The 26,824-nt window shown below is 58.4% G+C and carries 27 protein-coding genes and 1 pseudogene; 11 read left to right on the top strand and 17 right to left on the bottom strand.

The window, feature by feature from the left end:
- Positions 1–20 precede the first annotated feature (20 nt).
- From KZ772_RS01180 to KZ772_RS01165, 4 genes are all read right to left on the bottom strand, one after another.
- Positions 21–332, bottom strand: coding sequence for a hypothetical protein (locus KZ772_RS01180; protein ID WP_290509063.1), 312 nt, complete (start codon positions 330–332; stop codon positions 21–23).
- Positions 332–1,462 (bottom strand): hypothetical protein, encoded by a 1,131-nt coding sequence (locus KZ772_RS01175; protein WP_290538081.1) that lies wholly within the window; start codon positions 1,460–1,462, stop codon positions 332–334. Before KZ772_RS01175 ends, KZ772_RS01180 begins: the two co-directional genes overlap by 1 nt.
- A 123-nt stretch (positions 1,463–1,585) precedes the next feature.
- Positions 1,586–1,897, bottom strand: coding sequence for a hypothetical protein (locus KZ772_RS01170; RefSeq protein WP_290509063.1), 312 nt, complete (start codon positions 1,895–1,897; stop codon positions 1,586–1,588).
- Positions 1,897–3,117: a hypothetical protein gene (locus tag KZ772_RS01165; RefSeq protein ID WP_290538080.1), complete on the bottom strand. Its 1,221-nt coding sequence runs from the start codon at positions 3,115–3,117 to the stop codon at positions 1,897–1,899. Before KZ772_RS01165 ends, KZ772_RS01170 begins: the two co-directional genes overlap by 1 nt.
- 264 nt (positions 3,118–3,381) lie before the next feature.
- Between KZ772_RS01165 and KZ772_RS01160 the strand changes: the two genes are divergently transcribed.
- Positions 3,382–4,137, top strand: coding sequence for a hypothetical protein (locus tag KZ772_RS01160; RefSeq protein WP_290508942.1), 756 nt, complete (start codon positions 3,382–3,384; stop codon positions 4,135–4,137).
- A 182-nt stretch (positions 4,138–4,319) separates the two neighbouring features.
- Here the strand turns inward: KZ772_RS01160 and KZ772_RS01155 are convergent, their stop codons facing one another.
- Entirely contained in the window at positions 4,320–4,643 is a 324-nt protein-coding gene (locus tag KZ772_RS01155; protein WP_290508943.1) for a hypothetical protein, read from the bottom strand.
- Between the two features lie 218 nt (positions 4,644–4,861).
- Between KZ772_RS01155 and KZ772_RS01150 the strand changes: the two genes are divergently transcribed.
- Complete coding sequence (locus KZ772_RS01150) at positions 4,862–5,506, top strand: diguanylate cyclase (protein ID WP_290538079.1); 645 nt, start codon at positions 4,862–4,864, stop codon at positions 5,504–5,506.
- 153 nt (positions 5,507–5,659) lie between these two features.
- On the opposite strand, the gene cmoB is transcribed toward KZ772_RS01150, so the two are convergent.
- From cmoB to KZ772_RS01135, 3 genes are all read right to left on the bottom strand, one after another.
- The gene (cmoB, locus tag KZ772_RS01145; protein WP_290538078.1) at positions 5,660–6,628 is read right to left on the bottom strand and encodes a tRNA 5-methoxyuridine(34)/uridine 5-oxyacetic acid(34) synthase CmoB; all 969 of its coding nucleotides are present in this window, start codon (positions 6,626–6,628) and stop codon (positions 5,660–5,662) included.
- Positions 6,628–7,359, bottom strand: a complete 732-nt coding sequence (gene cmoA, locus KZ772_RS01140; protein ID WP_290508946.1) for a carboxy-S-adenosyl-L-methionine synthase CmoA — start codon at positions 7,357–7,359, stop codon at positions 6,628–6,630. Before cmoA ends, cmoB begins: the two co-directional genes overlap by 1 nt.
- Positions 7,360–7,470: 111 nt before the next feature.
- Positions 7,471–7,917, bottom strand: a complete 447-nt coding sequence (locus KZ772_RS01135) for a hypothetical protein (RefSeq protein ID WP_290538077.1) — start codon at positions 7,915–7,917, stop codon at positions 7,471–7,473.
- A gap of 234 nt (positions 7,918–8,151) precedes the next feature.
- Here KZ772_RS01135 and KZ772_RS01130 point away from each other — a divergent pair, with 234 nt between their 5' ends.
- On the top strand, positions 8,152–8,445 hold the full coding sequence (locus tag KZ772_RS01130) for a hypothetical protein (protein ID WP_290508948.1): 294 nt from the start codon (positions 8,152–8,154) through the stop codon (positions 8,443–8,445).
- Here the strand turns inward: KZ772_RS01130 and KZ772_RS01125 are convergent.
- Positions 8,435–9,304, bottom strand: coding sequence for a response regulator (locus KZ772_RS01125; protein WP_290538076.1), 870 nt, complete (start codon positions 9,302–9,304; stop codon positions 8,435–8,437). The genes KZ772_RS01130 and KZ772_RS01125 overlap by 11 nt on opposite strands.
- 15 nt (positions 9,305–9,319) lie before the next feature.
- Entirely contained in the window at positions 9,320–11,635 is a 2,316-nt protein-coding gene (locus KZ772_RS01120; RefSeq protein WP_290538075.1) for an ATP-binding protein, read from the bottom strand.
- Between the two features lie 108 nt (positions 11,636–11,743).
- Here KZ772_RS01120 and KZ772_RS01115 point away from each other — a divergent pair, with 108 nt between their 5' ends.
- From KZ772_RS01115 to KZ772_RS01090, 6 genes are all read left to right on the top strand, one after another.
- Positions 11,744–12,577: a hypothetical protein gene (locus KZ772_RS01115; protein ID WP_290538074.1), complete on the top strand. Its 834-nt coding sequence runs from the start codon at positions 11,744–11,746 to the stop codon at positions 12,575–12,577.
- Positions 12,578–12,593: 16 nt separating this feature from the next.
- Positions 12,594–13,046 carry a hypothetical protein gene (locus KZ772_RS01110; protein WP_290538073.1) on the top strand — a complete coding sequence of 151 codons (453 nt, stop codon included), beginning with the start codon at positions 12,594–12,596 and terminating at the stop codon, positions 13,044–13,046.
- Positions 12,998–13,348: a hypothetical protein gene (locus KZ772_RS01105; RefSeq protein WP_290538072.1), complete on the top strand. Its 351-nt coding sequence runs from the start codon at positions 12,998–13,000 to the stop codon at positions 13,346–13,348. Before KZ772_RS01110 ends, KZ772_RS01105 begins: the two co-directional genes overlap by 49 nt.
- A 16-nt stretch (positions 13,349–13,364) precedes the next feature.
- A complete protein-coding gene (gene mnmC / locus KZ772_RS01100) occupies positions 13,365–15,227 on the top strand; it encodes a bifunctional tRNA (5-methylaminomethyl-2-thiouridine)(34)-methyltransferase MnmD/FAD-dependent 5-carboxymethylaminomethyl-2-thiouridine(34) oxidoreductase MnmC (protein ID WP_290538071.1) in 1,863 nt (620 codons plus the stop codon).
- Positions 15,224–15,616 (top strand): MAPEG family protein, encoded by a 393-nt coding sequence (locus KZ772_RS01095; RefSeq protein WP_290538070.1) that lies wholly within the window; start codon positions 15,224–15,226, stop codon positions 15,614–15,616. Before mnmC ends, KZ772_RS01095 begins: the two co-directional genes overlap by 4 nt.
- Before the next feature lie 214 nt (positions 15,617–15,830).
- Positions 15,831–16,067 (top strand): YheU family protein, encoded by a 237-nt coding sequence (locus KZ772_RS01090; protein ID WP_365870630.1) that lies wholly within the window; start codon positions 15,831–15,833, stop codon positions 16,065–16,067.
- A 150-nt stretch (positions 16,068–16,217) separates the two neighbouring features.
- Here the strand turns inward: KZ772_RS01090 and KZ772_RS01085 are convergent, their stop codons facing one another.
- On the bottom strand, positions 16,218–16,646 hold the full coding sequence (locus KZ772_RS01085; protein ID WP_290538069.1) for a hypothetical protein: 429 nt from the start codon (positions 16,644–16,646) through the stop codon (positions 16,218–16,220).
- A gap of 267 nt (positions 16,647–16,913) precedes the next feature.
- Here KZ772_RS01085 and KZ772_RS01080 point away from each other — a divergent pair, with 267 nt between their 5' ends.
- Positions 16,914–17,456: a hypothetical protein gene (locus tag KZ772_RS01080; RefSeq protein WP_290511209.1), complete on the top strand. Its 543-nt coding sequence runs from the start codon at positions 16,914–16,916 to the stop codon at positions 17,454–17,456.
- A 72-nt stretch (positions 17,457–17,528) separates the two neighbouring features.
- Complete coding sequence (locus KZ772_RS01075) at positions 17,529–18,437, top strand: hypothetical protein (protein ID WP_290538068.1); 909 nt, start codon at positions 17,529–17,531, stop codon at positions 18,435–18,437.
- Positions 18,438–18,577: 140 nt separating this feature from the next.
- On the opposite strand, the gene KZ772_RS01070 is transcribed toward KZ772_RS01075, so the two are convergent.
- The 6 genes and pseudogenes from KZ772_RS01070 to zipA all read right to left on the bottom strand — a co-directional run bounded on the left by KZ772_RS01070 (position 18,578) and on the right by zipA (position 26,811).
- Positions 18,578–21,010: a TcfC E-set like domain-containing protein gene (locus KZ772_RS01070; protein ID WP_290538067.1), complete on the bottom strand. Its 2,433-nt coding sequence runs from the start codon at positions 21,008–21,010 to the stop codon at positions 18,578–18,580.
- Positions 21,011–21,024: 14 nt separating this feature from the next.
- Positions 21,025–21,705 carry a fimbria/pilus periplasmic chaperone gene (locus tag KZ772_RS01065; RefSeq protein ID WP_290511212.1) on the bottom strand — a complete coding sequence of 227 codons (681 nt, stop codon included), beginning with the start codon at positions 21,703–21,705 and terminating at the stop codon, positions 21,025–21,027.
- Between the two features lie 274 nt (positions 21,706–21,979).
- Positions 21,980–22,561 carry a transglycosylase SLT domain-containing protein gene (locus KZ772_RS01060; protein ID WP_290538066.1) on the bottom strand — a complete coding sequence of 194 codons (582 nt, stop codon included), beginning with the start codon at positions 22,559–22,561 and terminating at the stop codon, positions 21,980–21,982.
- The gene (gene ligA / locus KZ772_RS01055) at positions 22,558–24,264 is read right to left on the bottom strand and encodes an NAD-dependent DNA ligase LigA (RefSeq protein ID WP_290539505.1); all 1,707 of its coding nucleotides are present in this window, start codon (positions 24,262–24,264) and stop codon (positions 22,558–22,560) included. Before ligA (KZ772_RS01055) ends, KZ772_RS01060 begins: the two co-directional genes overlap by 4 nt.
- 50 nt (positions 24,265–24,314) lie before the next feature.
- A pseudogene (ligA, locus tag KZ772_RS01050) lies at positions 24,315–25,616 on the bottom strand (NAD-dependent DNA ligase LigA); the annotation flags it as partial.
- A gap of 268 nt (positions 25,617–25,884) precedes the next feature.
- A complete protein-coding gene (zipA, locus tag KZ772_RS01045; RefSeq protein ID WP_290538065.1) occupies positions 25,885–26,811 on the bottom strand; it encodes a cell division protein ZipA in 927 nt (308 codons plus the stop codon).
- Positions 26,812–26,824: the final 13 nt, after the last annotated feature.

Genomic DNA, 26,824 nt, shown 5'->3' with positions numbered 1-26,824 from the left:
TTTCTCATCAGAGCGGGCAATTATTCACCCAGGTCGTCATCATCCGGTCGCCGATTGCCGATCAGCCCCATGCCTCGAGCCAGATCCCGGGCGCTGTTGCGAATCACTTCCCGGGAGCGACCAGTAAGCAAATCCACAATACGCTTTCTCAGGCGTTCTTCCAGCTGGTTGGCGCCCTCTTCAAGACGACGATCCACTTTGCGTTCAATCTTCGGCCCCAGGTAAAAGTGGCCAATGAGCCCCTGCAGGATCAGGGTCAGTAGAGAGGACGCTCCAGCCGCCGCAAACAGCAGCCACCCCAGGGTGGCAATATCTATCTGCAGCGTTTCCATCAGGCCGCTCCGAACATGAACAGTAGCTGTCCGACCCCGGCCATAGCACCGAGGAAGCCGCCCACCACGATCAGAATCCACTCATCTTCCTGGAAAGCTGGCCGCAGGAGGTCCTGAAACTCTTCCGAGCTGAGGGCCTGCATACGTTCAGCCATGAGCTTCTCGACAATCAGGCCCCGTTCCTTATTAAAACCCTGGTCTTCAAACGGCTCTACGGCCAGATCCACCGCTTTATCTTCCACTGCCTTCTTGAGGTCCGCATAACCTTCCGGCCCCACCGTCAGCTGGGCAGCGGTACGCACCACACCACCATTGAGCAGCGGCTTGAGATGGCGCTTTATCAGTGCCTTGGTGCGATCTCCACGGGGGCCATTGACCACCTGGTACATGATATTGCGCAGGGTGATCACTTCATCCGTAGCCAGACGGGCAAAGGATTCGGCCACATCCTTCTGTCGCTTAAGGAACAGACCCTGAATGCGGAAAGGGCCGATTTTTACCGGATTGAGCGGTCGAAAAATCAGGTTCAGCGCCAGCCAGTTAGTGGCGATACCGACGATAAACCCAAAGAACGGCAACACCCAGTTTTCCGGTACAAAAATGAACACTGGCACCTGAATCAGGCCGAACAGGAAACCGAAGTAGAAACCGGAATTGGTAATGAAACGAAATTCAGGATCACCCACTTCCTGGAACATCTGCACCATGAGCGCTTTGTCTTCACTCATCTGGGTGATGACCATGTGCTTCATGTCCACCAGGCTGTCCAGATTGCGGCTGATGTCATCAACCACATTGTCCATGACCGCTGGAATTGCCCGGCGTGCGCGGGCGTAGACACGCTTTCGCACCAACAGGGGCAGATTCTCCCAGAGCACAGCATTGCGCTCGGTCATCACCTCATCGGTGTACTCTTCAATACGTAGCTGGATGGTGCGGGTGAGGTGGGCGGATATCTTTTCCGGCTCCATCTCGCGAAAGAACTCGTCCAGACTGCCCAGTTTTGAAAGGGCCTTGTCGACCACTATACCTGCCATCTTTTCGACCTTGGAAGGGATGATCCCCTGCCAGCCGAAAACAGGCCGAATACCAATGAATTCCAGCGGATAGAACGTCATTTTGACGGCCATCCAGTTGGTGATCCACCCCACGGCACCGGCGATGAAAGGTATACTGACGTACTTCCAGAAGTGCTTTGTCTGACAATTATTCAATCAAAGATTATGTGATCAATTTCTCATCAGAGCGGGCAATTATTCACCCAGGTCGTCATCATCCGGTCGCCGATTGCCGATCAGCCCCATGCCTCGAGCCAGATCCCGGGCGCTGTTGCGAATCACTTCCCGGGAGCGACCAGTAAGCAAATCCACAATACGCTTTCTCAGGCGTTCTTCCAGCTGGTTGGCGCCCTCTTCAAGACGACGATCCACTTTGCGTTCAATCTTCGGCCCCAGGTAAAAGTGGCCAATGAGCCCCTGCAGGATCAGGGTCAGTAGAGAGGACGCTCCAGCCGCCGCAAACAGCAGCCACCCCAGGGTGGCAATATCTATCTGCAGCGTTTCCATCAGGCCGCTCCGAACATGAACAGTAGCTGTCCGACCCCGGCCATAGCACCGAGGAAGCCGCCCACCACGATCAGAATCCACTCATCTTCCTGGAAAGCTGGCCGCAGGAGGTCCTGAAACTCTTCCGAGCTGAGGGCCTGCATACGTTCAGCCATGAGCTTCTCGACAATCAGGCCCCGTTCCTTATTAAAACCCTGGTCTTCAAACGGCTCTACGGCCAGATCCACCGCTTTATCTTCCACTGCCTTCTTGAGGTCCGCATAACCTTCCGGCCCCACCGTCAGCTGGGCAGCGGTACGCACCACACCACCATTGAGCAGCGGCTTGAGATGGCGCTTTATCAGTGCCTTGGTGCGATCTCCACGGGGGCCATTGACCACCTGGTACATGATATTGCGCAGGGTGATCACTTCATCCGTAGCCAGACGGGCAAAGGATTCGGCCACATCCTTCTGTCGCTTAAGGAACAGACCCTGAATGCGGAAAGGGCCGATTTTTACCGGATTGAGCGGTCGAAAAATCAGGTTCAGCGCCAGCCAGTTAGTGGCGATACCGACGATAAACCCAAAGAACGGCAACACCCAGTTTTCCGGTACAAAAATGAACACTGGCACCTGAATCAGGCCGAACAGGAAACCGAAGTAGAAACCGGAATTGGTAATGAAACGAAATTCAGGATCACCCACTTCCTGGAACATCTGCACCATGAGCGCTTTGTCTTCACTCATCTGGGTGATGACCATGTGCTTCATGTCCACCAGGCTGTCCAGATTGCGGCTGATGTCATCAACCACATTGTCCATGACCGCTGGAATTGCCCGGCGTGCGCGGGCGTAGACACGCTTTCGCACCAACAGGGGCAGATTCTCCCAGAGCACAGCATTGCGCTCGGTCATCACCTCATCGGTGTACTCTTCAATACGTAGCTGGATGGTGCGGGTGAGGTGGGCGGATATCTTTTCCGGCTCCATCTCGCGAAAGAACTCGTCCAGACTGCCCAGTTTTGAAAGGGCCTTGTCGACCACTATACCTGCCATCTTTTCGACCTTGGAAGGGATGATCCCCTGCCAGCCGAAAACAGGCCGAATACCAATGAATTCCAGCGGATAGAACGTCATTTTGACGGCCATCCAGTTGGTGATCCACCCCACGGCACCGGCGATGAAAGGTATACTGACGTACTTCCAGAAGTCCGGGTACGAAAGCAATGATTCCAGCATTGAAAAACAACTCCCCTCCAAGGGCTTATGCACTGTAACGCGACAGTGCCAAGACAAACATATCCCGCTTTCGCCAATCCCGGTCTAAAAAGCCAATGTCGTTTGAAGGCAGCAACCTATCATGGGAGGTGCCCTTTATTATAAAAGTCCCTAGTATAGGTAGCTGGCACTCTAAATATAAGCAAGATAACGTAATTTTTGGCAACAAATCGGGACCGGAAACGACAACACGGCCCCATTTCAGGACAGGATTTTCCGTCATTTATGCCTCAGACCGGTAGTTTTCCCCAGCTGATTGTGCTCGGTGGTTTGGAGAGCGCACTCAATCAGGCGCTCACAGGCAACCAGCCCGGCCGCGACAGGTTAGCCGCCCTGCACGGCACTGTCGTGCGGATTCGTGCTGAGCGCCCGCTCTGGGTTCTCTATGTGCTGATCTATGAAGATGGCGTGGAGCTGCTGACCGACTACGAAGGCAACGTGGATATCCGTGTCCGGGGCCCTCTGGGAGCCATGGTGCACTGGCTGTTTGCCAGCGAGCCACTGACTGACCACGAGTCACTGCGTGTCACCGGCAGCGAACGGCAAATCGCCCAGCTCACCGAGCTGGTAGAGAATTTCAGCCTGTGGCCGCTGGTTCGCAACTGGCTCGACGACCATGTCCGGCTCAAGGAGCTGCTCGACCTGCTGCGCCGTGAAGACCCGGTGTGGCTGGAGAAGCTGGCCACCTTGCCTCAGCAGGTCGGAGAACTGGCAGAACAGGTGGCTCGTCAGCAATTGATTCAGGAAGACATCCTTGAGGAGCTGCGTCACCTGCGCGGAGAATTGCGACGAGCCCGCAAACTGGACCAGTTCTTCACCCTCACCGGTACCCTGCTTATTCTGCTGTCGCTATTGAAAGCCTCCACCCTGTGGGAAACCACCTGGCAAGCATTGCAGCAGGATGTGCTTTCCCTTGCCATGCTCAGCCTCGGTATTGCCTTCCTGCTTGCGCGACTGCTGCCAACCAGGGACAGGCTGTAGCGCCGAGCGCCCCTCTCTGCAGGAGCGGCGCTCGAGCCGCGAACCGAGCGTAGCGAGGGTATAGAGATCAATCTATCCGCCATCTTTCTGAACCCGTCGAGCTCAGTTATTCCTGATCGTCCCGCGGTCGAGTTCCGAGGAAGGCTCCACCCTTTTCCTATCCCACAAGTGTAGCTTGTAGCTTATTTATTCTTTCTGGGTGCGCCAAAAATCTGCCCCAGACGCTCACCGACCAGCTCCGCGCTGGAACGGGCCAGGCTGCGGCTGGCACCTTCAAGCACTTCCCGGGTATCCAGATTGCGGACACCGTCCACAAGACCGCGGCGCACTCCTTCTTCCACCCGTGACGAAAGCACCTGAGCCGCCTTTTCTACCTGCTCATCCAGCTCTTTTTGCATACTGTCACGCAACCGGGGCTGGAAGTAGAAGTGCCCCCACAGCGCCACCACAGCCAGAGTCATGGCCGAGCTCAGCACGGCCGTTGCAATTACCCAGATCATGGACATGTTTTCACTTCCTCGTTACTTGTCCGCTCTAATTGGCTGATAAACAAACATTTTCGGTAACAGAGCCAGACATTGTTGTTAAATAAAGTATGCGCCCGATGCCCACCCCGTGGGAAATCATTACAGTGAAATACACGGGAAAGGATGCCCACAGTTAAGAGCTGATTCACGCTCCCAAGAAAGGAACTTCATCTTAATGTGTGGCTCCGAGGTACCCAATGACTGCCGTGACAACCATCAGCCGTGCAAGCAGCCATAGCCAGCAAATGATTGACCAGGCGATGTCTCTCTGCCGGCGACATCAGCAGCCTCTCAGCGTCCTCGCAGTCCAGTTCCAGGAGCTACAATCCATTAAAGCCGATATCGGCGCCCAACGAATTGAACGCCTTCTTGCCAACGTGCTGCATCAATTGCATGCCATCAAGCGTTGTGAAGACGGGCTCTTGAGCTACCAGTCAGGGCAGTCTTTGTTCATGATCTTGCCTGTCACCCCCGTGGACGGCGCCCTGGCAATGGCGCAACGGCTGCAACAGTGGCTCAGCAGCCAGGAATTCGAGCTCGATGAGTTCTGCATTTCCATGCCAGCACGCATTGGCGTGCACTGTGTCAGCGCGCGGGAAGAAGAAGGTGTGGTGCAGTTGCTGAACCGCGCCTTCAATACTCTGAAAGACACTAAAGACACCGCTGCAATATCATTGACCGAACCGGCGCGCAAACAACTGGACGCCCTGCAATGCAGCCCCAGGACACACGACCGGCTGTCCCGGGAACTGCTCGAGCTGGCCAATGGCACAAATCAGGCCTCGCTCATGGAGGAGTATTGTCCCCTGCCCTGTCAGTGCTGGATGAGCAACTGCGGCTAAAGCTGGTAGATCAGTTGCTGGAAGTCTCAACTCAGGCTCGGGCGATGTGAGCATTACGGCACGCTGCGATTACCCCCGTATCAGTAATGTCTCAGAAAACCCTCTACCCCGCTGTGGTGAAATCTGATTTCCAGCAGAACACCCCGCCCGAAGTCAGGGCTTGCGGGCAATAAGTACTGCCCGCCGCGGAGCAGGGTAGCCTTCCCGGGTCAGCGTCGGGTCATCCGCGTCCAGAAAATCCGGTAACGACTGGAACCGCATCCAGTCAGTGGCCCGCTGCTCCTCCACCGTTGTATTGCTTTCATCCACACAGCGAATATCCACAAATCCGCAGCGCTGCAGCCAGCGTTCGAGCATGGCCACGGAGGGCAGAAAGAACACATTGCGCATGGCCGCATAGCGGTCTTCAGGCATCAGCATGGTCTGGGCGTCGCCTTCCACCACCAGGGTTTCCAGCACCAGCTCTCCCCCTTCGCTCAGCACCGCTTTCAGTTCCAGCAGGTGATCCAGCGGGGAGCGGCGGTGGTAGAGCACGCCCATGGAGAACACCGTATCGAAATTCTCTGTCTGTGCCGGCAGCTCTTCCATGCGCAGCGGTAGAAACCAGACCGGGGTGGCGGGCGCAAAGCGGCGCACGGCCAGGTACTGCACCAGAAACAGGATGGTCGGATCAATACCCACCACCTGCTCAGCACCGGCAGCCGCCATACGCCAGCAGTGGTAGCCACTGCCACAGCCCACATCCAGCACCCTACGCCCGGTCAAGGGAGACAAATGCGGCGCGACGCGCTGCCATTTCCAGTCGGAATGCCACTCGGTATCAATGTGCACACCGAAGAAATCGAAGGGCCCCTTTCGCCAGGGAATCAGGCCCTCCAGGGCCGCTTTCACGTCTAGCCGGTCGACGTCACCGGGCTTGCCGATGCGCAGGGTGTCCGACGCAAAATCACAGTCTGCCGGCCCTTCGGGTAATGCGGTAAGCGCCGCCAGCCAGCGAGGCAAATCACCATGGGGCTTGTCCAGCAGCCGCTCACGGCACAGCGCCATCAACGCATCCCGCTCGGGCTGGGCATAGAGTTCCCGCAACGCGGTTTCGCACTGCTGCAGATAGTCTTTCAACATCAGCGTACCGCCAGCAAAGAGATGAAATTGAAGCAGCGGAACCAGACATGAATTTCCCGATAACCGGCCTGGCGCAGGCGTGCCTCATGATCGGCCAGGGTTTCCGGTATCAGCACGTTCTCCAGTGCAGTTCGCTTCTGGCTGATCTCCAGATCCGAATAGCCGTTGTTGCGCTTGAAGGCATGATGCAGCTCGGTCTGCAGGGTATTCTCCCCATCGTCCGCAAAGCGGATTTTTTCCGACAGCACCAGAATGCCGCCGGGCACGGTGGCGTCAGCAAGGCGCTGAATCAGGGCATCGCGTTTGTCCGGGGCAATAAACTGCAAAGTGAAATTGAGCACCGCCATGGAGCACACCTCAAAGTCCATGCTCGCCACATCCCCTTCCAGCAGAGTGACACGCTCGCTTTGTCCAGTTTCCTCAATGAGGGTATGGGCTTGGCGGATCATGGCCGCGGAATTGTCCACGGCAATCAGCCGGTTGCCCTGGCCGGCGGTCAAAGCCGCCATGGCCGTGGTTGCGGCGCCCAGTGAACAGCCCAGATCATAGAGGCAGGTATCCGGCTGGGCGTAACGAGCCGCCAGCACCCCGATCATGTCAATAATGGTGGGATAGCCCGGCACTGAACGGCGAATCATGTCCGGGAAGACACGCACTACGGTGTCATCGAACGAGAAACGGGTCACCTGCTGGTGGGCAGTGGCGTAAATGCGGTCCTGCTGATCAGACATAGGGGTTCCGGTATCACAATGCGGGGCGAATTATAGCGGGTGATACCGGCGGGTAGAAATGGGGACGACGGCTGACGGCCGGCAGCGAGAGCCAGCCGTCCATTGTTTTGCTTACTTAAGGCTGACGCGCAGGTTGGGGTTGAAGTCTTCGTCTGCCAGATCGCTCAAATACCCCTGCACAAAATCCTGAACGTCGCTATCACCCTGCTCGCCAAGGCGCCTGAGTGCTTCTTTCAGTGGCAAGGTCTGCCCATGGAGAGCCACCCGGGAGGCGGTCAGATTCAGGCCCAGGTCAATCACGGCGTACTCCAGATTCTCTGCCTGGCGAGTCAGCACCATCTTTTCCAGCACGCTACTACCATCCTGACAGGATAATGAGAGCACTTGCTCACCGGAGGTCAGCGCCAGCTCATCGCTTTCAATCAGATCATCGACCAGTGCACCGAAAGCGCTCTCCTGGCTCGCCGCCAGGCACAACCGCTCGCTCATACCGGTACTGATTTGTGCATGAACCGGCAGCACCATGGCAGCAAACAGGACAAAAGACAGATAACGCATGAAGGATCCCTCTATCCCAAAACCCGAGAACACAATTGTCGGAGTCGAATTATACGAATTAAACATTATACAATCTAACAATAATCATACATAAAGATGGCGAAAAAATGACGAAATGCAATATTTCTCCTTCATACGGCAGTCATCAATCCTTCCTAGACTCCTAACCTCAAACAGGCATAACTATTGCTTAGGCTTTCAAGCAAGATCACTAGCGCGACTGGAGATATCTATATGACCGCTTTTCGCAAGCATGGCCCCGTCAGTGCCCTGACCGGCGGCGCCTTATGTCTGATTCTCTGTGGATTGGCTCTTGCCCTGCATGATGTGCAGTGGCAACTGATAAGCATGGCCAGCTTTCACTTCGGCGTGGCTCTGACGGCCATCGGCCTGTGCGTTCATGGTTGGCAACACCACAGGGCATGGCGCCTGGAGTTGCTGGTGCTTGTCATACTGGGGTTACTACTGGCGCTGGCACCCTTGATGCCTCTCCCCTTCCAGGATTTTCTCGAGTACCTTATGCCCTGATCTTCAGGTACTGAGAAATGGCATCACGCATAGCGGTGAGCGAAAGCGGCTTGATAAGTTGCCCGTTCATGCCTGAACGTGTTACCCGCCCTCCCAGCTCAGAAACCGCGTGGGCACTCAACGCCAGGATCTGGCAAGGGGGCCATTGTTCACGCTCCTCACTATCACGCATTCGCCCGGCACTGGTAAATCCATCCATCACGGGCATATCCAGATCCATCAGCACCAGGTCATAGCCACCCGCCGCCTCCCGGAACATCTCCAGCGCACGGGCACCATCCTCGGCAATATCAATCCGGCTGATGCCAAGTCGCTCCAGATACCCCTTGGTGACCATCTGATTGACCGGGTTGTCTTCGACTACCAGCACACGCAATGCTGCAACAGCCTCCTCCCCTTCAACCTGGGAGATGATGGGAATACTGCTGGGCGCCTGCCTGCCCAGCAACTGTTTAAGTTCGTTCACAGTGAGTACCGAGCGACGCAACAATTGCACCTGCTGGGGCAACCAGTCAGGGGCCTCACTGCGCATCCCGGTCAGTAACAGAATCTGCAGCGGCACCTGACTGATCCGCACCAATTGCACGGTTTCCTCTAGCAACTCCCGGTCTGGCATACCATTGATCAACAGCACACTGGCTCCTTCCAGCGAGCCCAGTGAGGCCAACTGCGAGCTATTGCTGACCCGGTGCACCGCTTTGAACCGCGGATCGGCTTGCATCCAGTCAGCCAGATTCCCTTGCACATCCCACAGCCAAGCCGGTGGCGCCTCCTGCTCCACAGTGGGGACTTCTTCACTGTCCGCCGACATCTGAATACTGAAACTGAACCGGGCGCCCTTGCCAGGAGCACTTTCCACATGGATATCTCCCCATCAGCGCCACCAGCTCCCGGCTGATGGACAGCCCCAGGCCCGTGCCACCGAAACGTTTAGCCGTATCCGCCGAGGCCTGGGCAAAATGCTGAACTTGGTGACCATCTGATTGACCGGGTTGTCTTCGACTACCAGCACACGCAATGCTGCAACAGCCTCCTCCCCTTCAACCTGGGAGATGATGGGAATACTGCTGGGCGCCTGCCTGCCCAGCAACTGTTTAAGTTCGTTCACAGTGAGTACCGAGCGACGCAACAATTGCACCTGCTGGGGCAACCAGTCAGGGGCCTCACTGCGCATCCCGGTCAGTAACAGAATCTGCAGCGGCACCTGACTGATCCGCACCAATTGCACGGTTTCCTCTAGCAACTCCCGGTCTGGCATACCATTGATCAACAGCACACTGGCTCCTTCCAGCGAGCCCAGTGAGGCCAACTGCGAGCTATTGCTGACCCGGTGCACCGCTTTGAACCGCGGATCGGCTTGCATCCAGTCAGCCAGATTCCCTTGCACATCCCACAGCCAAGCCGGTGGCGCCTCCTGCTCCACAGTGGGGACTTCTTCACTGTCCGCCGACATCTGAATACTGAAACTGAACCGGGCGCCCTTGCCAGGAGCACTTTCCACATGGATATCTCCCCCCATCAGCGCCACCAGCTCCCGGCTGATGGACAGCCCCAGGCCCGTGCCACCGAAACGTTTAGCCGTATCCGCCGAGGCCTGGGCAAAATGCTGAAACAATCTCGCCTGCTCTTCCTGACTCAAACCGATACCGGTGTCGGTCACGGCAAAGCTGAAGAGGGGCAGTTCATTGCTGACCTGACGGTAGGAAAGAGACAGCACCACCCTGCCATTGCGGGTGAATTTGACCGCATTGCCCAACAGATTGATCAACACCTGACGCAGCCGGGTTGGATCACCCACCAACCGTGAAGGGGTATTGCTGTCCATGTCGAGCAGCACCAGAGTGCCGTTATCACTGGCAGGCAAGTTGAACATCTGTGCGCATTCAGCCATCAGCAGAGGCAGGTCAAATACCTCCTCCACCAGCTGCAATTTACCGGCCTCAATCTTGGCGAAATCCAGTACATCGTTGATTAGCGCGGTCAGTGTGCGCCCGGCACTGTCGATCAGGCTGATATATTCCTGCTGCCGTGGGCTGGGATCGGTTTCACGTAACAGCTCCGCCAAACCGATCACGCCATTGAGAGGTGTGCGGATTTCATGGCTCATTCGAGCCAGGAACTGGCCTTTGGCCAGGCTTTCAGCCCGGGCGCTGATGGCGCGGGAATTAGAGCGATAGACCAGCAGTGCCAACCCCAGCACCAGGGCATACAGCAACAGTACCGCCAACATCAGAAAAATGGTGCCTCGCAGCTTTTCCTGGCGAGTATGGTCCACTAGCTGAACCGACAGCTCTACCAGGCTTTCTGACAATCCTTCCAGGGATTGCATGGCATTGCGACTGCGATCATAGGCCTGCTCCCAGCTTACCTGGATCCGGGGCGCCAGAATCAGCTCCTGCTCGGACCACAGCAGAAACCGCTGCAGTTCGTTCTTGACCAATCGCCATTGCTGTTGCAACTCAATGGCACCGGTTCTTGCAGACAGCGCCTTGATCTCGCTGTCGATAATTGAAAGTTGCTGCTGAAGCCGCTGCCAGGCATTTTCAAGCCGGCGAGCATCATTGTCCCCCAGGTAGCCCCCGCGCTGGCTGACATAAAGCGCCAGAGCACGGATCAAGCCAATGTCGTTCTGCGCCTGCCGAAACGACCCCAGGGTCAAGGACAGCACTTCATTGGGTTCCAGGCCCTCCCCCACTGACATATCCGAAGCAATCAGCACCGAGGAAAGGGCATTGGCCAGACGTTGGGCGATGCGATTGACGTTATCGTAAGGACCCGCCACATCTTCCAGGGGAATCCCGGTTTTCACCGTCAGTCCAGACCAGGTTTCACTCAGCAGCCCCGCCTGATCATTAAGGCCGGGAATATCCCGCTCGCGCACCCTTTCCAGAAAGGCCTGCAACCGACTGTCGGCCCGCGCCTCACTGAGTCCAAAGCGGGACACGATCTCCGGATGCTGGGTATGGATCATCACTGGTGCCAGGTCACGCATGTCATCCAGGGGCGAGAATGCAACAAGGCCACTTTCGAAGAGCCTGAGATCACCCTGCATGGTCTTGTAACCTGCCAGCAGGTCCAGGCGGTGCTGAATAATCAGGAAAGATGCAATGACAAAGGGAACAGTAATAATGGCAAACAGCAGTGCCATAGCAACGCCGGTGCGCATACCGTTATGTGATGGTTTTTCCATCCGCCTTTCCCTATAAAGGGTATTCTCACGGGGTATCTTGTATTGTGCCACCAGAAAGTCGCCGTCACATCAGGGAAACCCGGAACACCTTGCCTCATGAAACCGACAATGAATGTAAAAGTTTGCTATCTCTTGCCGCTGATCGCCTTGTTGGGCCTGATTTCCTGCAGCACGCAGCCCAGTAACGACACGCCCCCTGCTGCCCAGAAGCTGCGCAAGATAAACACAGGGATCAGCAGCGAACAAAGCCGACCGGTAGCCCCAAGCGCGCAGGCAATAGATCTGTCCAGCTTCCAGGTTCCCCAGCAACTGGCCGGGCTGAATCTGGAGGGAGAAATCAGCTCCGAACGGGGTCGCACCCTGCACTATCGGAGCGACGATAAAAAAGAACAGCTATCACTGACAGTCACCGGTCTGCCCGCTGGCTGGGATAACATGCCCGCAGAGCGTGCCGTTGCCAGTTATTACGGCGAGCTACGACAAAGGCGGGTAAACCAGGCTCTGCAAGACAGCGCAAACGCCCTAACCATTGTCAGCGAAACCCTGCTGGATCTGGAGGGCCACCCCTCCGCCCAGGCACAAATGCGCTGGGTGGAGAAGGGACGCCCAATCCAGAACCAGTCCCTGCTGGTCACGCTGATTGATGGCGTCTATATCCGTATCAAGAATGCCAGCTACCAGCAAAACACCCTCTGGCTGTTACAGCACAGCAAGCGGGCGCTGGCCGAGTTCAAGGCGGCACAGAAAGACAGCGACAAGCCTCAAGCTACAAGCTACAACGCGGATAAACGCCAGGCAGAACAATTACTCTCTGCCCGCGATTCTGGACTGGATGAGGTCCTGTCTTTTTTGAATACGACAAGCCACGCCGAAACTCTGGACGCGACGCCAGTGTTGCAACACAGACAAACCAGGATTCGCGTTGTAGCTTGTAACTTGTAGCTTGCGGTCTGCAACCATGACAAACCCAACCTTCTCACCCATCCAGCCAGCCACCGTTGACTGGCATGAGAGCACCCCGGTAGCAGTGGACTTTGACGACCCCTATTTCTCCCGTCAGGACGGCATGGCGGAAAGTGATTACGTCTTTGTGCAGGGCAACCGGTTGCCGGAGCGCTTTCGCGCACTGCCCGCCGGTGGTAATTTCGTTATCGGTGAAACAGGCTTTGGTACTGGCCTGAATTGCCTGCTGGCCGCCCAGCAGTTTCTGGAACACGCCCCAAACCTTGCCCGTCTGCACCTGGTCTCAGTGGAAAAGCATCTATTGCGAAAGGCAGATCTGGCCAAGGCCCTGGCCCATTTGTCAGCGAAACCCTGCTGGATCTGGAGGGCCACCCCTCCGCCCAGGCACAAATGCGCTGGGTGGAGAAGGGACGCCCAATCCAGAACCAGTCCCTGCTGGTCACGCTGATTGATGGCGTCTATATCCGTATCAAGAATGCCAGCTACCAGCAAAACACCCTCTGGCTGTTACAGCACAGCAAGCGGGCGCTGGCCGAGTTCAAGGCGGCACAGAAAGACAGCGACAAGCCTCAAGCTACAAGCTACAACGCGGATAAACGCCAGGCAGAACAATTACTCTCTGCCCGCGATTCTGGACTGGATGAGGTCCTGTCTTTTTTGAATACGACAAGCCACGCCGAAACTCTGGACGCGACGCCAGTGTTGCAACACAGACAAACCAGGATTCGCGTTGTAGCTTGTAACTTGTAGCTTGCGGTCTGCAACCATGACAAACCCAACCTTCTCACCCATCCAGCCAGCCACCGTTGACTGGCATGAGAGCACCCCGGTAGCAGTGGACTTTGACGACCCCTATTTCTCCCGTCAGGACGGCATGGCGGAAAGTGATTACGTCTTTGTGCAGGGCAACCGGTTGCCGGAGCGCTTTCGCGCACTGCCCGCCGGTGGTAATTTCGTTATCGGTGAAACAGGCTTTGGTACTGGCCTGAATTGCCTGCTGGCCGCCCAGCAGTTTCTGGAACACGCCCCAAACCTTGCCCGTCTGCACCTGGTCTCCGTGGAAAAGCATCTATTGCGAAAGGCAGATCTGGCCAAGGCCCTGGCCTACTGGCCTGCCCTGAGCTCTCTGGCGGAAAGGCTACTGGCAGAGTACCCGGCTCCGGCTCCCGGCTTCCACCGCCTCCAGCTGCACCCCCGTGTACAGCTGACTCTGCTCCAGGGCGACGCCCTATCCCTGTGGCCCCAGTTCCACCACCCGGTGGATGCCTGGTTTCTGGACGGCTTTGCCCCAGCCCGCAACCCGGACATGTGGCACCCGGATCTGTTCGCCCAGCTGGCCAGACTGAGTCGGCCCGGCACCACCCTGGCCACCTTTACCGCCGCCGGCTTTGTCCGCCGCGGGCTCGCGGAGGCCGGCTTTGCCATGCACAAACGCGACGGCTTCGGTCACAAGCGGCACATGCTGGTTGGCCAGATCGACGGCGGGGAAATCCGGCCCGCCATGGCTGCGGGACATATCCTGGTGGTTGGTGCCGGGCTGGCCGGCGCCACCACGGCCAGGGCCCTGGCCGAGCGGGGCTGCCGGGTGACCGTGGTGGATCCAGACGGCACCGCCAGCCATGCATCCGGCAACCTGGCCGGGGTGGTCTACAGCACTCCCAGTGCCCACCTCACTCCCCAGAACCGTTTCTATCAGCAAAGCTACGGGCATGCCTTGCGCTGGCTGCGTCGCTTCAAGTTTCCCGCACAGCCTCAAGACGGCAATCTCAACGGCGTGATCCAGCACTACGTGGACGAGCGCCAGCAAGACAAACTGGAGCAGGCCATGGCAACCGGCGCCTGGCCACCGGAACTGCTCCAGCCCTACGGCGACAACGCGGTGCAACTGCTTGGCGGCGGCTACCTGCGCCCGGCCCGCTGGTGCCAGCTTCTGCTGGACCACCCAGCCATCAGCCAATTGCCCGCCCGGGTAACATCCATTGAAGAAGGCGCTCCGGCCCAGGTGACCCTGCAGGACGGCGAAATGCTCAGCGCCGACGCGGTTGTCCTGTGTACCGCCGGCCAGAGCCAGTCCCTGCCCGGTCTCGGCTGGTTGCCGCTCAAACACATCCGCGGTCAGGTGAGCTATTGTCAGGCCACGGAAGCCTCCCGGCGCTGGCAGCAGGCACAATGTCACGGCGGTTACCTGACCCCGGCCCTGGACGGCCTGCACTGCGTCGGGGCCACCTTCAAGCTCCATGAAGATCACCGCCACGCCACCGACAGCGACGATGCGGAAAATCTGGCTCAGTTGAAGCACTATCTCCCCAACTTCTGGCAGGAGCTGGGTGGTGAGGATATTCAGATCGTCGACCGGCGGGTGGCATTCCGGTGCCAGAGCATCGACTTCCTGCCCCTGTGCGGCCCGCTGCCCGTCGCCACCGACATTCCTCACCGTCCGGCACAAGGGCTCTATCTGAATGTAGCCCACGGCAGCCGCGGCATTACCGGTACCCCCTTGTGTGCGGAGCTGATCGCCGACATGATCTGTGGCCAGCCTATGCCAACGGACCAGGAAATGATTGACGCCCTGGCCCCGGCCCGGTTTATTGTCCGCAAACGCAAAAAACAACCTGAGTGGATGCCATGACATTAGTCAGCTTGCCGATTACCGCCCTCTACGCCGCCCTCAGCGGCTTCCTGATCATCGCCCTGGCCGCCAACGTGGTGCGTCTTCGTCTGGCCAAGAAAGTCTCTCTGGGTGATGGTGGCCACAAGGACGTAAGTCGGGCCATCCGGGCTCACGGTAACACTATCGAATACATCCCCCTGGCACTGATCCTCATGGCCCTGCTGGAAATCAACGGCGGCGGCAGTACCGCCCTGCACATTTACGGCATCCTGCTGGTAGGCGGCCGTGCCCTCTACAGCTACGGCATGCTGATCCCCCGCAGCAGCGCCAACCTGGCTCGCCAGCTGGGCGTGGTGACCTCCTGGCTGGTGATACTGGGTGCCAGTATTCAGCTGCTGGTGATGTAAACACCCTTAAATGTAGGAGCGTCGCTAGCGGCGCGATCACCAAGCCAGGATCAAAAGCATTTTCACCACAGAGGGCACAGAGATCACCGAGAAAACCTGTTTTACCTCTGTGTGCTCTGTGCCCTCTGTGGTAAATGCCTTTTCCTTCGACGTTTGGTGATCGCGCCGCCAGCGACGCTCCTACGGATCGATCTCATTACCACAATGGAGCCTTATGCCCATCATCGTCCCCTGGAAGGACCTGCCCCCGGAAACCCTCACCAACCTGATCGAGGAATTCGTTACCCGTGACGGCACCGATTACGGCAATCAGGAAATCCCCACCGCCACCAAGGTGGAGCAGGTCCGCAATCAGCTGAAGAGAGAGGACGCGTTTGTGGTATTCGATGAGGTGACGGAGAGCGTGTCGGTGATGGGGAAGGAACAGGCGGAAGAGGCAATGAATAGTTAATAATGAATAATTAATAACGTCGCGAGACGGGTTTTCAGGTTTTGAAACGCAGAGGCCGCGTACAGAGTTTGGGCGCGGCCTCATTGCATTATGACTACGGCAATCACTGCTCGCGCAGCTATTAATTATTCATTATTAACTATTAATTACCTACGAAATCGCCCCCTCCCGCGCCCACTCACACCGCACTCTCAACGGCGCTTCGGAAGGTTCGTGGCACACTTCCGCGCTGTCCCAGACAAAGGTATGAAAGCCGGACAGCTCGGTTTCCAGGTGCACCACCGCATTTACCCAGTACATGTTCTTGAGCAGGGATTCGAACTTGGCAATCCAGTGTTCCCACTCGTACTCCACCGCCCGATAGGACATGCCGAAATGGATCACCTGGGTCTGGAAGGTACCGCCCATCAGGTCATCGCCAGGTACCGAGAACATTTCCCGGCACAAAAAGGGCCATTCATCGGCCTGGGGAAGCTGGCGGACGGCCCGGCGGTTATGGAAACAGTGGGTCTTGCGCTCCTGCAAAGTGCCGAACGGCAGATGTTTGATACACCCATAAACGATGGACTCGTTATCCAAGCTGCCCCCTTACTGCATCGGTAATCTGACCCGCACTTTAGCAAAGCCATCCGGTTTTGTGAGTGCTAAATCGTTGAAATCGGTCAAATTGCTTTACTGAACGCGAATCAGCAAAGGGGAAACACCGCCCATCGCATAAGTAACGAGATGCAGATCACATTTTACTGAACACATGGCAGTATCGCTTTCAATTAGGGCCTGAGGCGCAATTGGGGATGTCCAGGCTTGCTTAGCTCACTTGCTTACCAGCTTAAAGGAACGACAACCATGAATATGAAATCCTTTGTACCGGCTATCTTCTCCAGCACTCTCCTTGCCTCTGGCCTGGCCATGGCTGCCACCGATGGCAGCATGGGCGCCGGCGCTGGCGCGTCTTCCACCGGCAGCGCTGTCATCACTTTGAATGTGCCGGACCTGATCAAGATCAGCGACATGAATGACATGACTATCAACCAGGGTAATGGGTTTACCACCAGCGACAATGTCTGCGTGTACCGTAACCTGGCTGGCGGCTATGGCGTTGTGGCGCAGAGCAGCAATGACGCCAACGGTGCCGGTACTGCTGGTGATTTCACTCTCAGCGACGGTGGCACCAGTGTGGTCAATTATTCCGTGACCTGGGACGGGACTCCGCTTACCGAAGACACCGCCGTAACCAGTCTGACCAGCAGCAACACCACCGAAGCCAACTGCCAGACCTCTGGCCCCAATGTAGCCCTGGGCGTCAGCGCTACCGAAAACCAGGTGGGCGAAGCCACCTCCGCTACCGATCACACCGACACCCTTACCGTGATCATCACCGCGGAATAAGCATCATACAGATGGGCCGGACAATCCCGGCCCATCTGCTATAGTGCTCACTTTCCCGATAACGAGAGTCCTATGTGGTTGCGTATTATCGCAAGCAGCTTGCTGGTTTGGTTAACGGCAAATGCTCAGGCCCACATCCGCACCGATCCAAATGCCTTTACCACCACCCATACCTGGAACGGGGGCGATCTGAATCACAGCTTTGCGCTGTGCGTCAGCTCCGTGCAGGAACCCAGCCCGCAGGGTAATACCCCGATTAATTACGCCGTCGAAGCCCAGGGCCCATTTGAGCTGGTGTCCGGCGCAGACAGCATCCCGGTCACGCTGGCCTGGGGCGACCTGGTCAATGGCCAGGAAATCACCTTGCAACCGAATCTCTCCACCGCTGAAGTTTTCACTGGTGCAGTACGCCAATGCCCAGGCGGTAATAACGCCAGCCTGAAAGTGCATGCCAACGGCACAGATATCCAGTCGGTCCCGCCTGGCGTCTACAGCAGTCAATTCAATTTCACTGCCGCCAATTCCGGCAGGGGCAAGTCGCCCGCCAACTTCACCGTCAGCGTGGAAATCACCATTCCCAACTCCATTCAGGTAACCCAGATTGATGACATTGCCCTGGGCACCTTTGATGGCAGCAACAACATCTCACGCTCCGACACGCTGTGCGTCTATCAGGCCAACGGTGGCCAGTACGCCGTCACCCTCACCGGCAGCGGCACCGGCGGCGCCTTTGAGCTGATTTCTGCTGGCAGTAGTGTCCCCTACTCGGTGAGCTGGAACGACGGCAACGGCCCCCAGAGCGCCACCGCTGGCATCCCGCTGGCCGGCATGGGCAACAGCCGCAGCGGCGACCCACAATGCAACGGTGGCGCCAGCAACAACGCCACCGTCAGCGTGGACGTACTCGCCAACGACATGAGCGCCGCCACCGCCTCCGGTGTCCACAGCGGGGTGCTGACGATCATGGTTGAAATGCAGTGAACAGTTAACAGTGAATAGTGAACAGCTTCGCGGGACCGGCTTGTTGGTTCTGAAAGCAAAGAGGCCGCGCCCAAACTCTGGACGCGGCCTCTTTGCTTTCAACACACAACCAATTTTCACGCGCAGCTGTTCACTGTTAACTATTCACTGTTAACTGAACAAACCACCGCCCCCAACCTCGCCACCCCATACCGGATCTCCACTAAGCCAGGCTGCAGGTTGCAGCGACCGTTGGCGGTTTCCACATAGAGGCTGTCCATGCTGGATTCGGGGAGTTCCAGCTGGAAGTAGCCGTCTTCGTCGGTGAATACCAGGTTATCGAAACCCGGGCCCTGGATGCGGGCACGGGAGAGGATATTCCCATCCGCATCCTGCAGACGACCAATAGCCACCATCACTCTTTGCAGCTCCCAGGCCAGCATCGCCACATTGCCCGGGTACAGCACCACGTCCCGGGGTGTGCTGTCCAGATTCACAAAGTCAGTGCCGCGATCTCGCAAAGCGATCTTGTGTACCTGGTAGGCAGGCAGCGTCAGTGTCGCCGAGCTGCCGCCTTTCACCACCATCTCCGGGTTACCGTTGACCAGCACATCGAATAGCGCGCCCTCAGCACCGTTGAGCTTCAGCAACACCGCCGAATCATTCAGTTGCTCACCACCCAACGCGGCGCCATCACCTATCACCAGACTGGTGTCATAACGCACACTGGTCAGGGTATCGCGGCCACCCCGGTCGGAATCATTGAAGGCCACATCGGCACGGCCACGCCCGTGGCGGGAGCCGTATTCACTGTTGAGCAGAACGGATTGGCGACCCGGATCAAAGTTCACCCCCGCCCCCAGCGTCAGGTCCGCATCAAAACGATCCCGGTCATTCCAGGCGCTGGCCCAGGCGGCGTTAACCCCGTCCTCGGTACCCGGAGCATCGTCCTGAACCCAGCCAAGGTTGGCCTGATGCTGCCAGTCCGGGCGGGTCATCAACCAATTGGCGCCGAGCAGTATCTGGTTGTCGCCGTTATTGCGCGTCAGGCTGGCAGACAGGTTGATCACCTGACCGCCTCCCACCCGGAACGTATGCAGGTAGGCCGCCGAGCTGATGGTTTGTTCGCTGGCACGGCCAAGTCGCTGACGGCGATGGGAGAATACCAACTGCCCACGCCCCGCTGGCACCCATAACTCAGCACTGTCACGTCGCACGGAGCGGGGCAACAATCGATATTCCCGCGCATCAAAATCAACGTCAAAAACGGTCGGATCGTCGGTCCAGACCCGTTGGCTGTCGAACTGGAAACGCCAGTCCCGGTAGCGGGCATTACCGCGCAACGTAAAACCGCCACCGCCTTCGCTTTCTACAAAAGTGCTGGCAAACAGCTGTGAATAACGGGAAAACCAGTCGCCACTCACTTCCAGCAGGGCCTGCTCGCCGGTAGCCGCCATGGCCACCCCTCCACCCCAGGTATCCGCAAAGCGCTGACGCAAGCCGGTCATCAACAGGGCGGTCTGCCTGTCTTCCGGCAGAACCTGGTCGCGGGCAAAGGCGGTGGCCTGCCCGACCTGGGCAAACCACAGTTTTTCGCCCTGCGGCGCCAGCCGGCGGCTTTTCACAAAAAACTGCTCTTCCACCCGGGTATTGCCGTTGGCATCGGTGATACGCAGTTCCAGTGTGTAGGCCCCGGTAGGCAGGCGGGCAGTATCCAGACGGCGACGCCCGGATTCCAGAAACTGGCTACCGTAAAGGCGGCCATCCTTGTACACCTCAATGCGGCTGCGAGACGACAGGAACACTTCCACCGAGGTGGCAAAGGCGGAGTCGAGATCCTGGCGACGCACCAACGAGCGGGACACACCGACCCCGGCGATCGGCTGCCGGTCAATCACCGTCAGCATGTCGCTGTTAGGCTGAAACAGGCCAACAGTGAGTTGGTGATCCGGGTAGTTACGTTGCCAGCCCAGTTCATCAATGGATAGGGACTGCTCATCGGTACTGACCCAGTTGGCAAAGCCATACTGGGCGCCTCGGCCTACCAGGCTGCGACCGAACAAACTGGTATTGTTCTCCCCTTCAGCGCTACCTGCATGGCTGAAACTGAGATTCTGCACCCCACCCCACCGGCTTTCCGTGGGTTCAGGCAGATAACGTGGCGCCAGCGCTTCCGGCGCTTCCAGATACTTGGGGTGGATAAACAGGTCCGCCCGAAAGCGCTGTTCGTCAAAAATCACGCCGGCAACTTTCGGCTCGATAAGGCCACATTCCTGCTGATGTTCACTGACACAGACCTTGTCGCCGTGAGGGTCCAACGGCGTGGACAGCACCGCCAGCAACCAGGGCTCCGGTTTTACCTGGGGCATAGCGCCGATCAGCGCATCCGGTTCCAGAAAGGTAATTTCTTCGGGAGAGTAGCGAGCAGGGGTAGACAGCACCAGACGATCGCCGAAGTACACATCCACCAGGGTTTCCTGGGGCTCCATCAATGCTTCGAACCCCGGTGGCACGGCGTAATCCTGAGCCATGAGCTGCCCGGCCGGCAAAGAAGCCAGCAGGACAATCAACCCGGCCTGCCAGCGCGATCCCATGGCGGCCGTTCCGATCAGGGGTAACGCTGCTGCCGGGTCTCACCGGCAGTGGTGAGATTGAAACGCACCGGCGCATCCATGGGTAATGCCAGGGTAACGCTGTTACCCGGGTAAAGGCGGCGCCCCTGTACCGGCTCACAGGGTCGGGTAGATGGGCTTGGCGGGCACTGCTCCCCCTCATGCAACAGCACATTCACATTGCCCTTGTTGCTCAGTGTCAGGGACTTGCCGTCGCGCTGCCCTTCCAGTGACACTCCGGTTTGCGAAGGCGCCACAAACACCAGCAACTGGTAGCCCACCAGTACCCGCACGCCAGTGCTATCCATCTGCTCCGGCGGGGCCACCGGTCTCAGATCTACCCGGTAGACCTTCTCCATATCACCATGGCCTTCCAGGTTCACCAGTCGCACCCGGCGACTCCCCCCCGGTGGCACCATCAGGCGCCGCGGCGTGGCAATCAGGGGGGCCGATTCCGGATCCTTCACCGGCAATCGCTGCTCACTGTCGGTACCCGGATCACTCACGGTGAGAATGCCCACATCCACAAACAGGGGCTCTTCTCCTGGGTTACCGATGACCACATCCTGACGCGGTGATTTATCCGCGGGAAAATGAACAATGGCCTTGTCCACCTGCATGGCATACGCCGCCATGACCCCGCTTGCCCATAGCAGCAGACCGAATACAAAACGCAAAGTGTGTTCCCCTTGATGTCTCAGGTCCCCAAAGACCTGCTTTTGTGCTTCTTGTCACATTTTTACAGCGAACCACATTCAAACCGACCGGATTCCGATAAGACCGGACAAACGGCAGTTTAGCGGTAAAGGCAGCTGCAAGCCTCAAGCTTCAAGCGGCAACGCGAGCCCGACTTTCTGCTAAACGAATCACCACAGAGTTGCGGCGGAGGGTTTTGATTTAGCTTCTAGCTTCTAGCTTCTAGCTCACAGCTCGTAGCTAGAAGCTGCTCTTCTACCGCCCGCAGCTGTTCATCTGCTGCTGATAACGGTTAGCCATATCGGCAGTGCGGCGGGCGGCACCTTTCATCCACTTGTTATTTTTCCAGGTGCCGCGGGCATAACCGCCGTGGCCGGCATAATAGTTGAGATACAGGTTGTAGGTATCGTTCCGGGCGACGCCATTTTTCTTGTGGCTCTGGTAGTGGTACCAGCCCACAAACCGCACTGCATCCTTGAAATCATCACGGTCAGCGCCGTGGCGACCAGTATCATCCTGGTACCACTGCCAGGTGGAATCCAGCGCCTGGGGGTAACCGTAGGCGGAAGAAGGCCGCTTCCAGGGAATAAAGCCCAGCAGCTTGGTGCGGGGCGGTTTGGCCCGGGCATTGAAGCCGGATTCCTTGTAGATCGTGGCCATCAGTACCGGTACCGGCACGCCGTATTCCTTTTCCGTGTTCTTGGCGTACTTGTACCAGTTGTTGAACCAGCCCCCCCGCTGATCAAACACCGCACAGACATTGTCTGTCTGGGTCGGTGTGCCGGCGCAACCGCCCAGAAGCAGTGCCGCCAATAGCAGGGTAAGACCGATTCTCATAATGCTCCCGGATCAATGCCGTGTTGTTCGAATACGGACAGTAGCGCGGCCTCATCGCAGACCTCAACCCCCAGGGACTCGGCCTTGGCCAGCTTGGAACCCGCTGCAGCGCCGGCCACTACCATAGATGTATTCTTCGACACCGACCCGGACACTTTGGCTCCCAACTGCTGCAGGCCATGCTTTGCCTGGTCACGGGTAAACTGTTCCAGGGTGCCGGTGAGCACCCAGGTCTGCCCTTCCAGCGGGCGGCTTTCCGCCTGGGCCGGTGCGCGGGCGGCAAGCTCGGCCACCATGGCTTCAGCTTCCTGCAAACGGGCCTGCCAGCCGTTTTCCGCCAGCGCCTTGCTCAACTGCGTCATCACTCCGGAACGCACGCCCTTGGGCTCCGCGCCGACCCCTTCTGCAGCACCGGCGCTCAGCTCGGCAACCGTGCGATAATGGCTGCCCAGGGTTTCCAGTGACTTGTCACCGATACCCTCAAGGTTCATGCCCAGCCGCTTGGCGGATTTCAGCAGATGCGCCAGGGTCAGGCTGTGCACAAAGGCTGCTGAGGGTTCACCACTGGACTGCGGATTCACCCCGGCAGCCAGCAGCCCATCAATCACCGCCTCGTTATCGGCTTCGGCAAAGAAGGCGCCAATGGCCTTGGCCACTTCCATGCCCACATCCGGTACCGCCAGCAGCAATAACAGCGGCGCCCGGCGAATCGTGTCCAGATCGCCAAAACAATCCGCCAGGTTTTTGGCCGTTTCCTCACCAATCTGCAAGATCCCCAGGGAAAACAGGAAACGCCCCAGGGCGACAGTCTTGGAGTTTTCCAGCGCGGCGATCAGGTTATCGGCGGATTTCTCGCCCATGCGCTCAAGGCCAGCCACCTGCTCCGCCTTGAGCCGGTAAAGATCCGCCACGGTGGCAATCAGCTCCTGGTCCACCAGAGCATCCACCAACTTGTCGCCCAGGCCATCGATATCCATGGCCCGGCGCGAGGCAAAGTGCTTGATGGCCTCACGCTGCTGGGCGCCACAGATCAGGCCGCCGGTGCAGCGGGCCACCACCTGGTCATCGCCACGCAGAATCTCGCTGCCGCACACAGGGCAGTTCGACGGTAGGGAAATATCCTTCGCATCCGCCGGACGCCGTTCCGGCAACGCTCTGACCACCTTGGGAATCACATCCCCGGCCCGGTACACCACCACGGTATCGCCGATGCGGATATCCAGCCGCTGGATTTCATCAATATTGTGCAGCGTGGCATTGCTCACGGTAACACCGCCCACCTGCACCGGTTCCAACCGCGCCACCGGCGTCAGGGCACCAGTGCGCCCCACCTGCCAGTCCACGCCGTTGAGCACGGTGAGTTCTTCCTGGGCAGGGAACTTGTGAGCGATGGCCCAGCGTGGCGCCCGGCTGACAAAGCCCAGATCCCGTTGCCAATCAAAGCGATTGACCTTGTAGACCACGCCGTCGATGTCGTAATCGAGCCGGTCACGCTTTTCCAGAATGCCACGGTAGAAATCCAGCAGTGCATCCACCCCGGCACACAGCCGCACCTCCGGATTGACCCGCAGGCCCCAGCCGCGCAGGGCATCGAGCATGTCAGCGTGGGTGGCCGGTTCGGGCACTCCTTCCAGTTGCGCCATGGAATAGGCATAGAACTCCAGCGGCCGGCTGGCGGTGATGCGCGAATCCAGCTGGCGCAGACTGCCGGCGGCGGCGTTGCGTGGATTGGCAAATATCTTCTGCCCGGCTTCAGGCCGCCGGTGCAGCGGGCCACCACCTGGTCATCGCCACGCAGAATCTCGCTGCCGCACACAGGGCAGTTCGACGGTAGGGAAATATCCTTCGCATCCGCCGGACGCCGTTCCGGCAACGCTCTGACCACCTTGGGAATCACATCCCCGGCCCGGTACACCACCACGGTATCGCCGATGCGGATATCCAGCCGCTGGATTTCATCAATATTGTGCAGCGTGGCATTGCTCACGGTAACACCGCCCACCTGCACCGGTTCCAACCGCGCCACCGGCGTCAGGGCACCAGTGCGCCCCACCTGCCAGTCCACGCCGTTGAGCACGGTGAGTTCTTCCTGGGCAGGGAACTTGTGAGCGATGGCCCAGCGTGGCGCCCGGCTGACAAAGCCCAGATCCCGTTGCCAATCAAAGCGATTGACCTTGTAGACCACGCCGTCGATGTCGTAATCGAGCCGGTCACGCTTTTCCAGAATGCCACGGTAGAAATCCAGCAGTGCATCCACCCCGGCACACAGCCGCACCTCCGGATTGACCCGCAGGCCCCAGCCGCGCAGGGCATCGAGCATGTCAGCGTGGGTGGCCGGTTCGGGCACTCCTTCCAGTTGCGCCATGGAATAGGCATAGAACTCCAGCGGCCGGCTGGCGGTGATGCGCGAATCCAGCTGGCGCAGACTGCCGGCGGCGGCGTTGCGTGGATTGGCAAATATCTTCTGCCCGGCTTCTTCCTGACGAGCATTGAGCGCAGCAAAGCCAGCATGGGGCATCACCACTTCGCCACGTACTTCCAGCCGTGCCGGCACCTTGTCGCCGCGCAGCTTGAGAGGCACTGAACGGATGGTGCGAGCATTGGTGGTGATGTTCTCGCCGGTCTGGCCATCACCGCGGGTTGCCGCCCGCACCAGCTCCCCGTTCAGGTACAACAGGGAAATCGCCAGCCCGTCCAGTTTGGGTTCGGCCACATAATCCACGGTATCGGACACATCCAGGCGCTCGCGCACCCGATTGTCAAAGGCGCGCAGCTCATCATCGTCGAAGGCATTATCCAGGCTGAGCATGGGCACTTCGTGCTGCACCTGATCAAACGCGTCCAGCGGCACATCCCCCACCCGCTGGGTGGGCGAATCCGCTGACACCAGCGACGGGTGCTCCGCCTCCAGCGCCTGCAATTCACGATAAATACGATCGTACTCCGCATCCGGTACCGCCGGATCATCAAGCACGTAATAGCGATAGGACCAGTCGTTGAGCTGGTCGCGCAGGTGTTGGGCTTTCTGGAAGATGTCTTGGGAAGGCTGGCTCACGGGACGGTGTATTCCTGTTTCTTATCTTTTTGGAGGCTGCTTGCAGGCGCGAACCGGCGCTGTATCGGTGTTGTCTTCTTTAACCGCTTCGCGCCTCGAGCGGCGCTCCTACGGTGCCATATTAAACGTAGGGTGCACTGAGCCTAAGCGAACTGCACCGTTAGGCCTATGCATGGTGCAGTTCGCTTAGGCTCAGTGCACCCTAGGCTCCAGCCCGCAACGATGCGGCTTTCCTCGCAGCTAGCAGCTCGAAGCTAGTAGCTGCTTTTTACGCACTAGGCACCCGCTGGCGACGCTCGAATTCCTGCACTCGCTGGCGCAAATGTTCCATGGTCTGCGGGGTCAGCACGCTGTGCTGTTCGTCTTTCAGGTCACCGTCAAGCTCGCTGGCCAGGCGGCGGCAGATGGAGAGCATCTTGTCCAGCGCGCCCAGGGCGTCAGTGGGCCCCGGCAGTTTCAGGAAGAAGGTCACACCGGCAAAGGTCTTTTCTTCCATGGTGTCCAGGTCGAAGGTGCCCGGCTCCACCGCATTGGCCATGGAAAACTGCAACTCGTCACGGCCGTCCAGATTCACGTGGCGATGGAAGATGTTCATCTGTCCATAGCGCAGGCCGGATTCCAGCAGCAGCCGCAGCAGGTCGTTACCGGCAAAGGGCGCGCCACGGTGAGCGATCAGGTGTACCACGATCACTTCCATTACCGGCTGGGGCTCGCGATGGCGTTCCAGCTTTCTTTCCGGCTGACGCTCAACCGGTTTCTTCTCCACTGGCCGCTGTTCCACCACCGGCTTCGGCGGCTCGCGGGGCGGTTCCGGTTGGGGCTCCGGCTCCCGGTATTGCGGGGCCGGGGTCTCATCCACTGGCTCCGGCTGCCGATCGCCTTCAAACAGGCTCTGCTGTTCGGCAGTGGCAGGCTCGTTAACAACCTCGTCCGGCTCCATCATGGTGGGCGGCGCTTCTGATTGCTGCTGCGAGTCCATTTCCATGGCCCGGCGCACCACGCGGGCGGTGCCGATCAGCTCCGGGTTGTAATCGCTTTTCTCGGCGTCTTCTTCCTGGGCATCCCGGTAACGCGGGTCGATACGCATACGCAGCCGCCCCTGCCGTTCCCTGATCATACGACGGACACCGTCCGCCAGGATCAGCAGAATCAGAATAACCAGAATGCCAATCAGTGTTTCCAGATTCAGGCCCATTGCCTCATCTTCC

This window comes from Alcanivorax sp. (assembly GCF_019431375.1).
Lineage (GTDB): Bacteria > Pseudomonadota > Gammaproteobacteria > Pseudomonadales > Alcanivoracaceae > Alcanivorax > Alcanivorax jadensis_A.
Note: the sequence above shows the minus strand (reverse complement) of the source record. Positions and strands in the feature narration are given on the sequence as shown.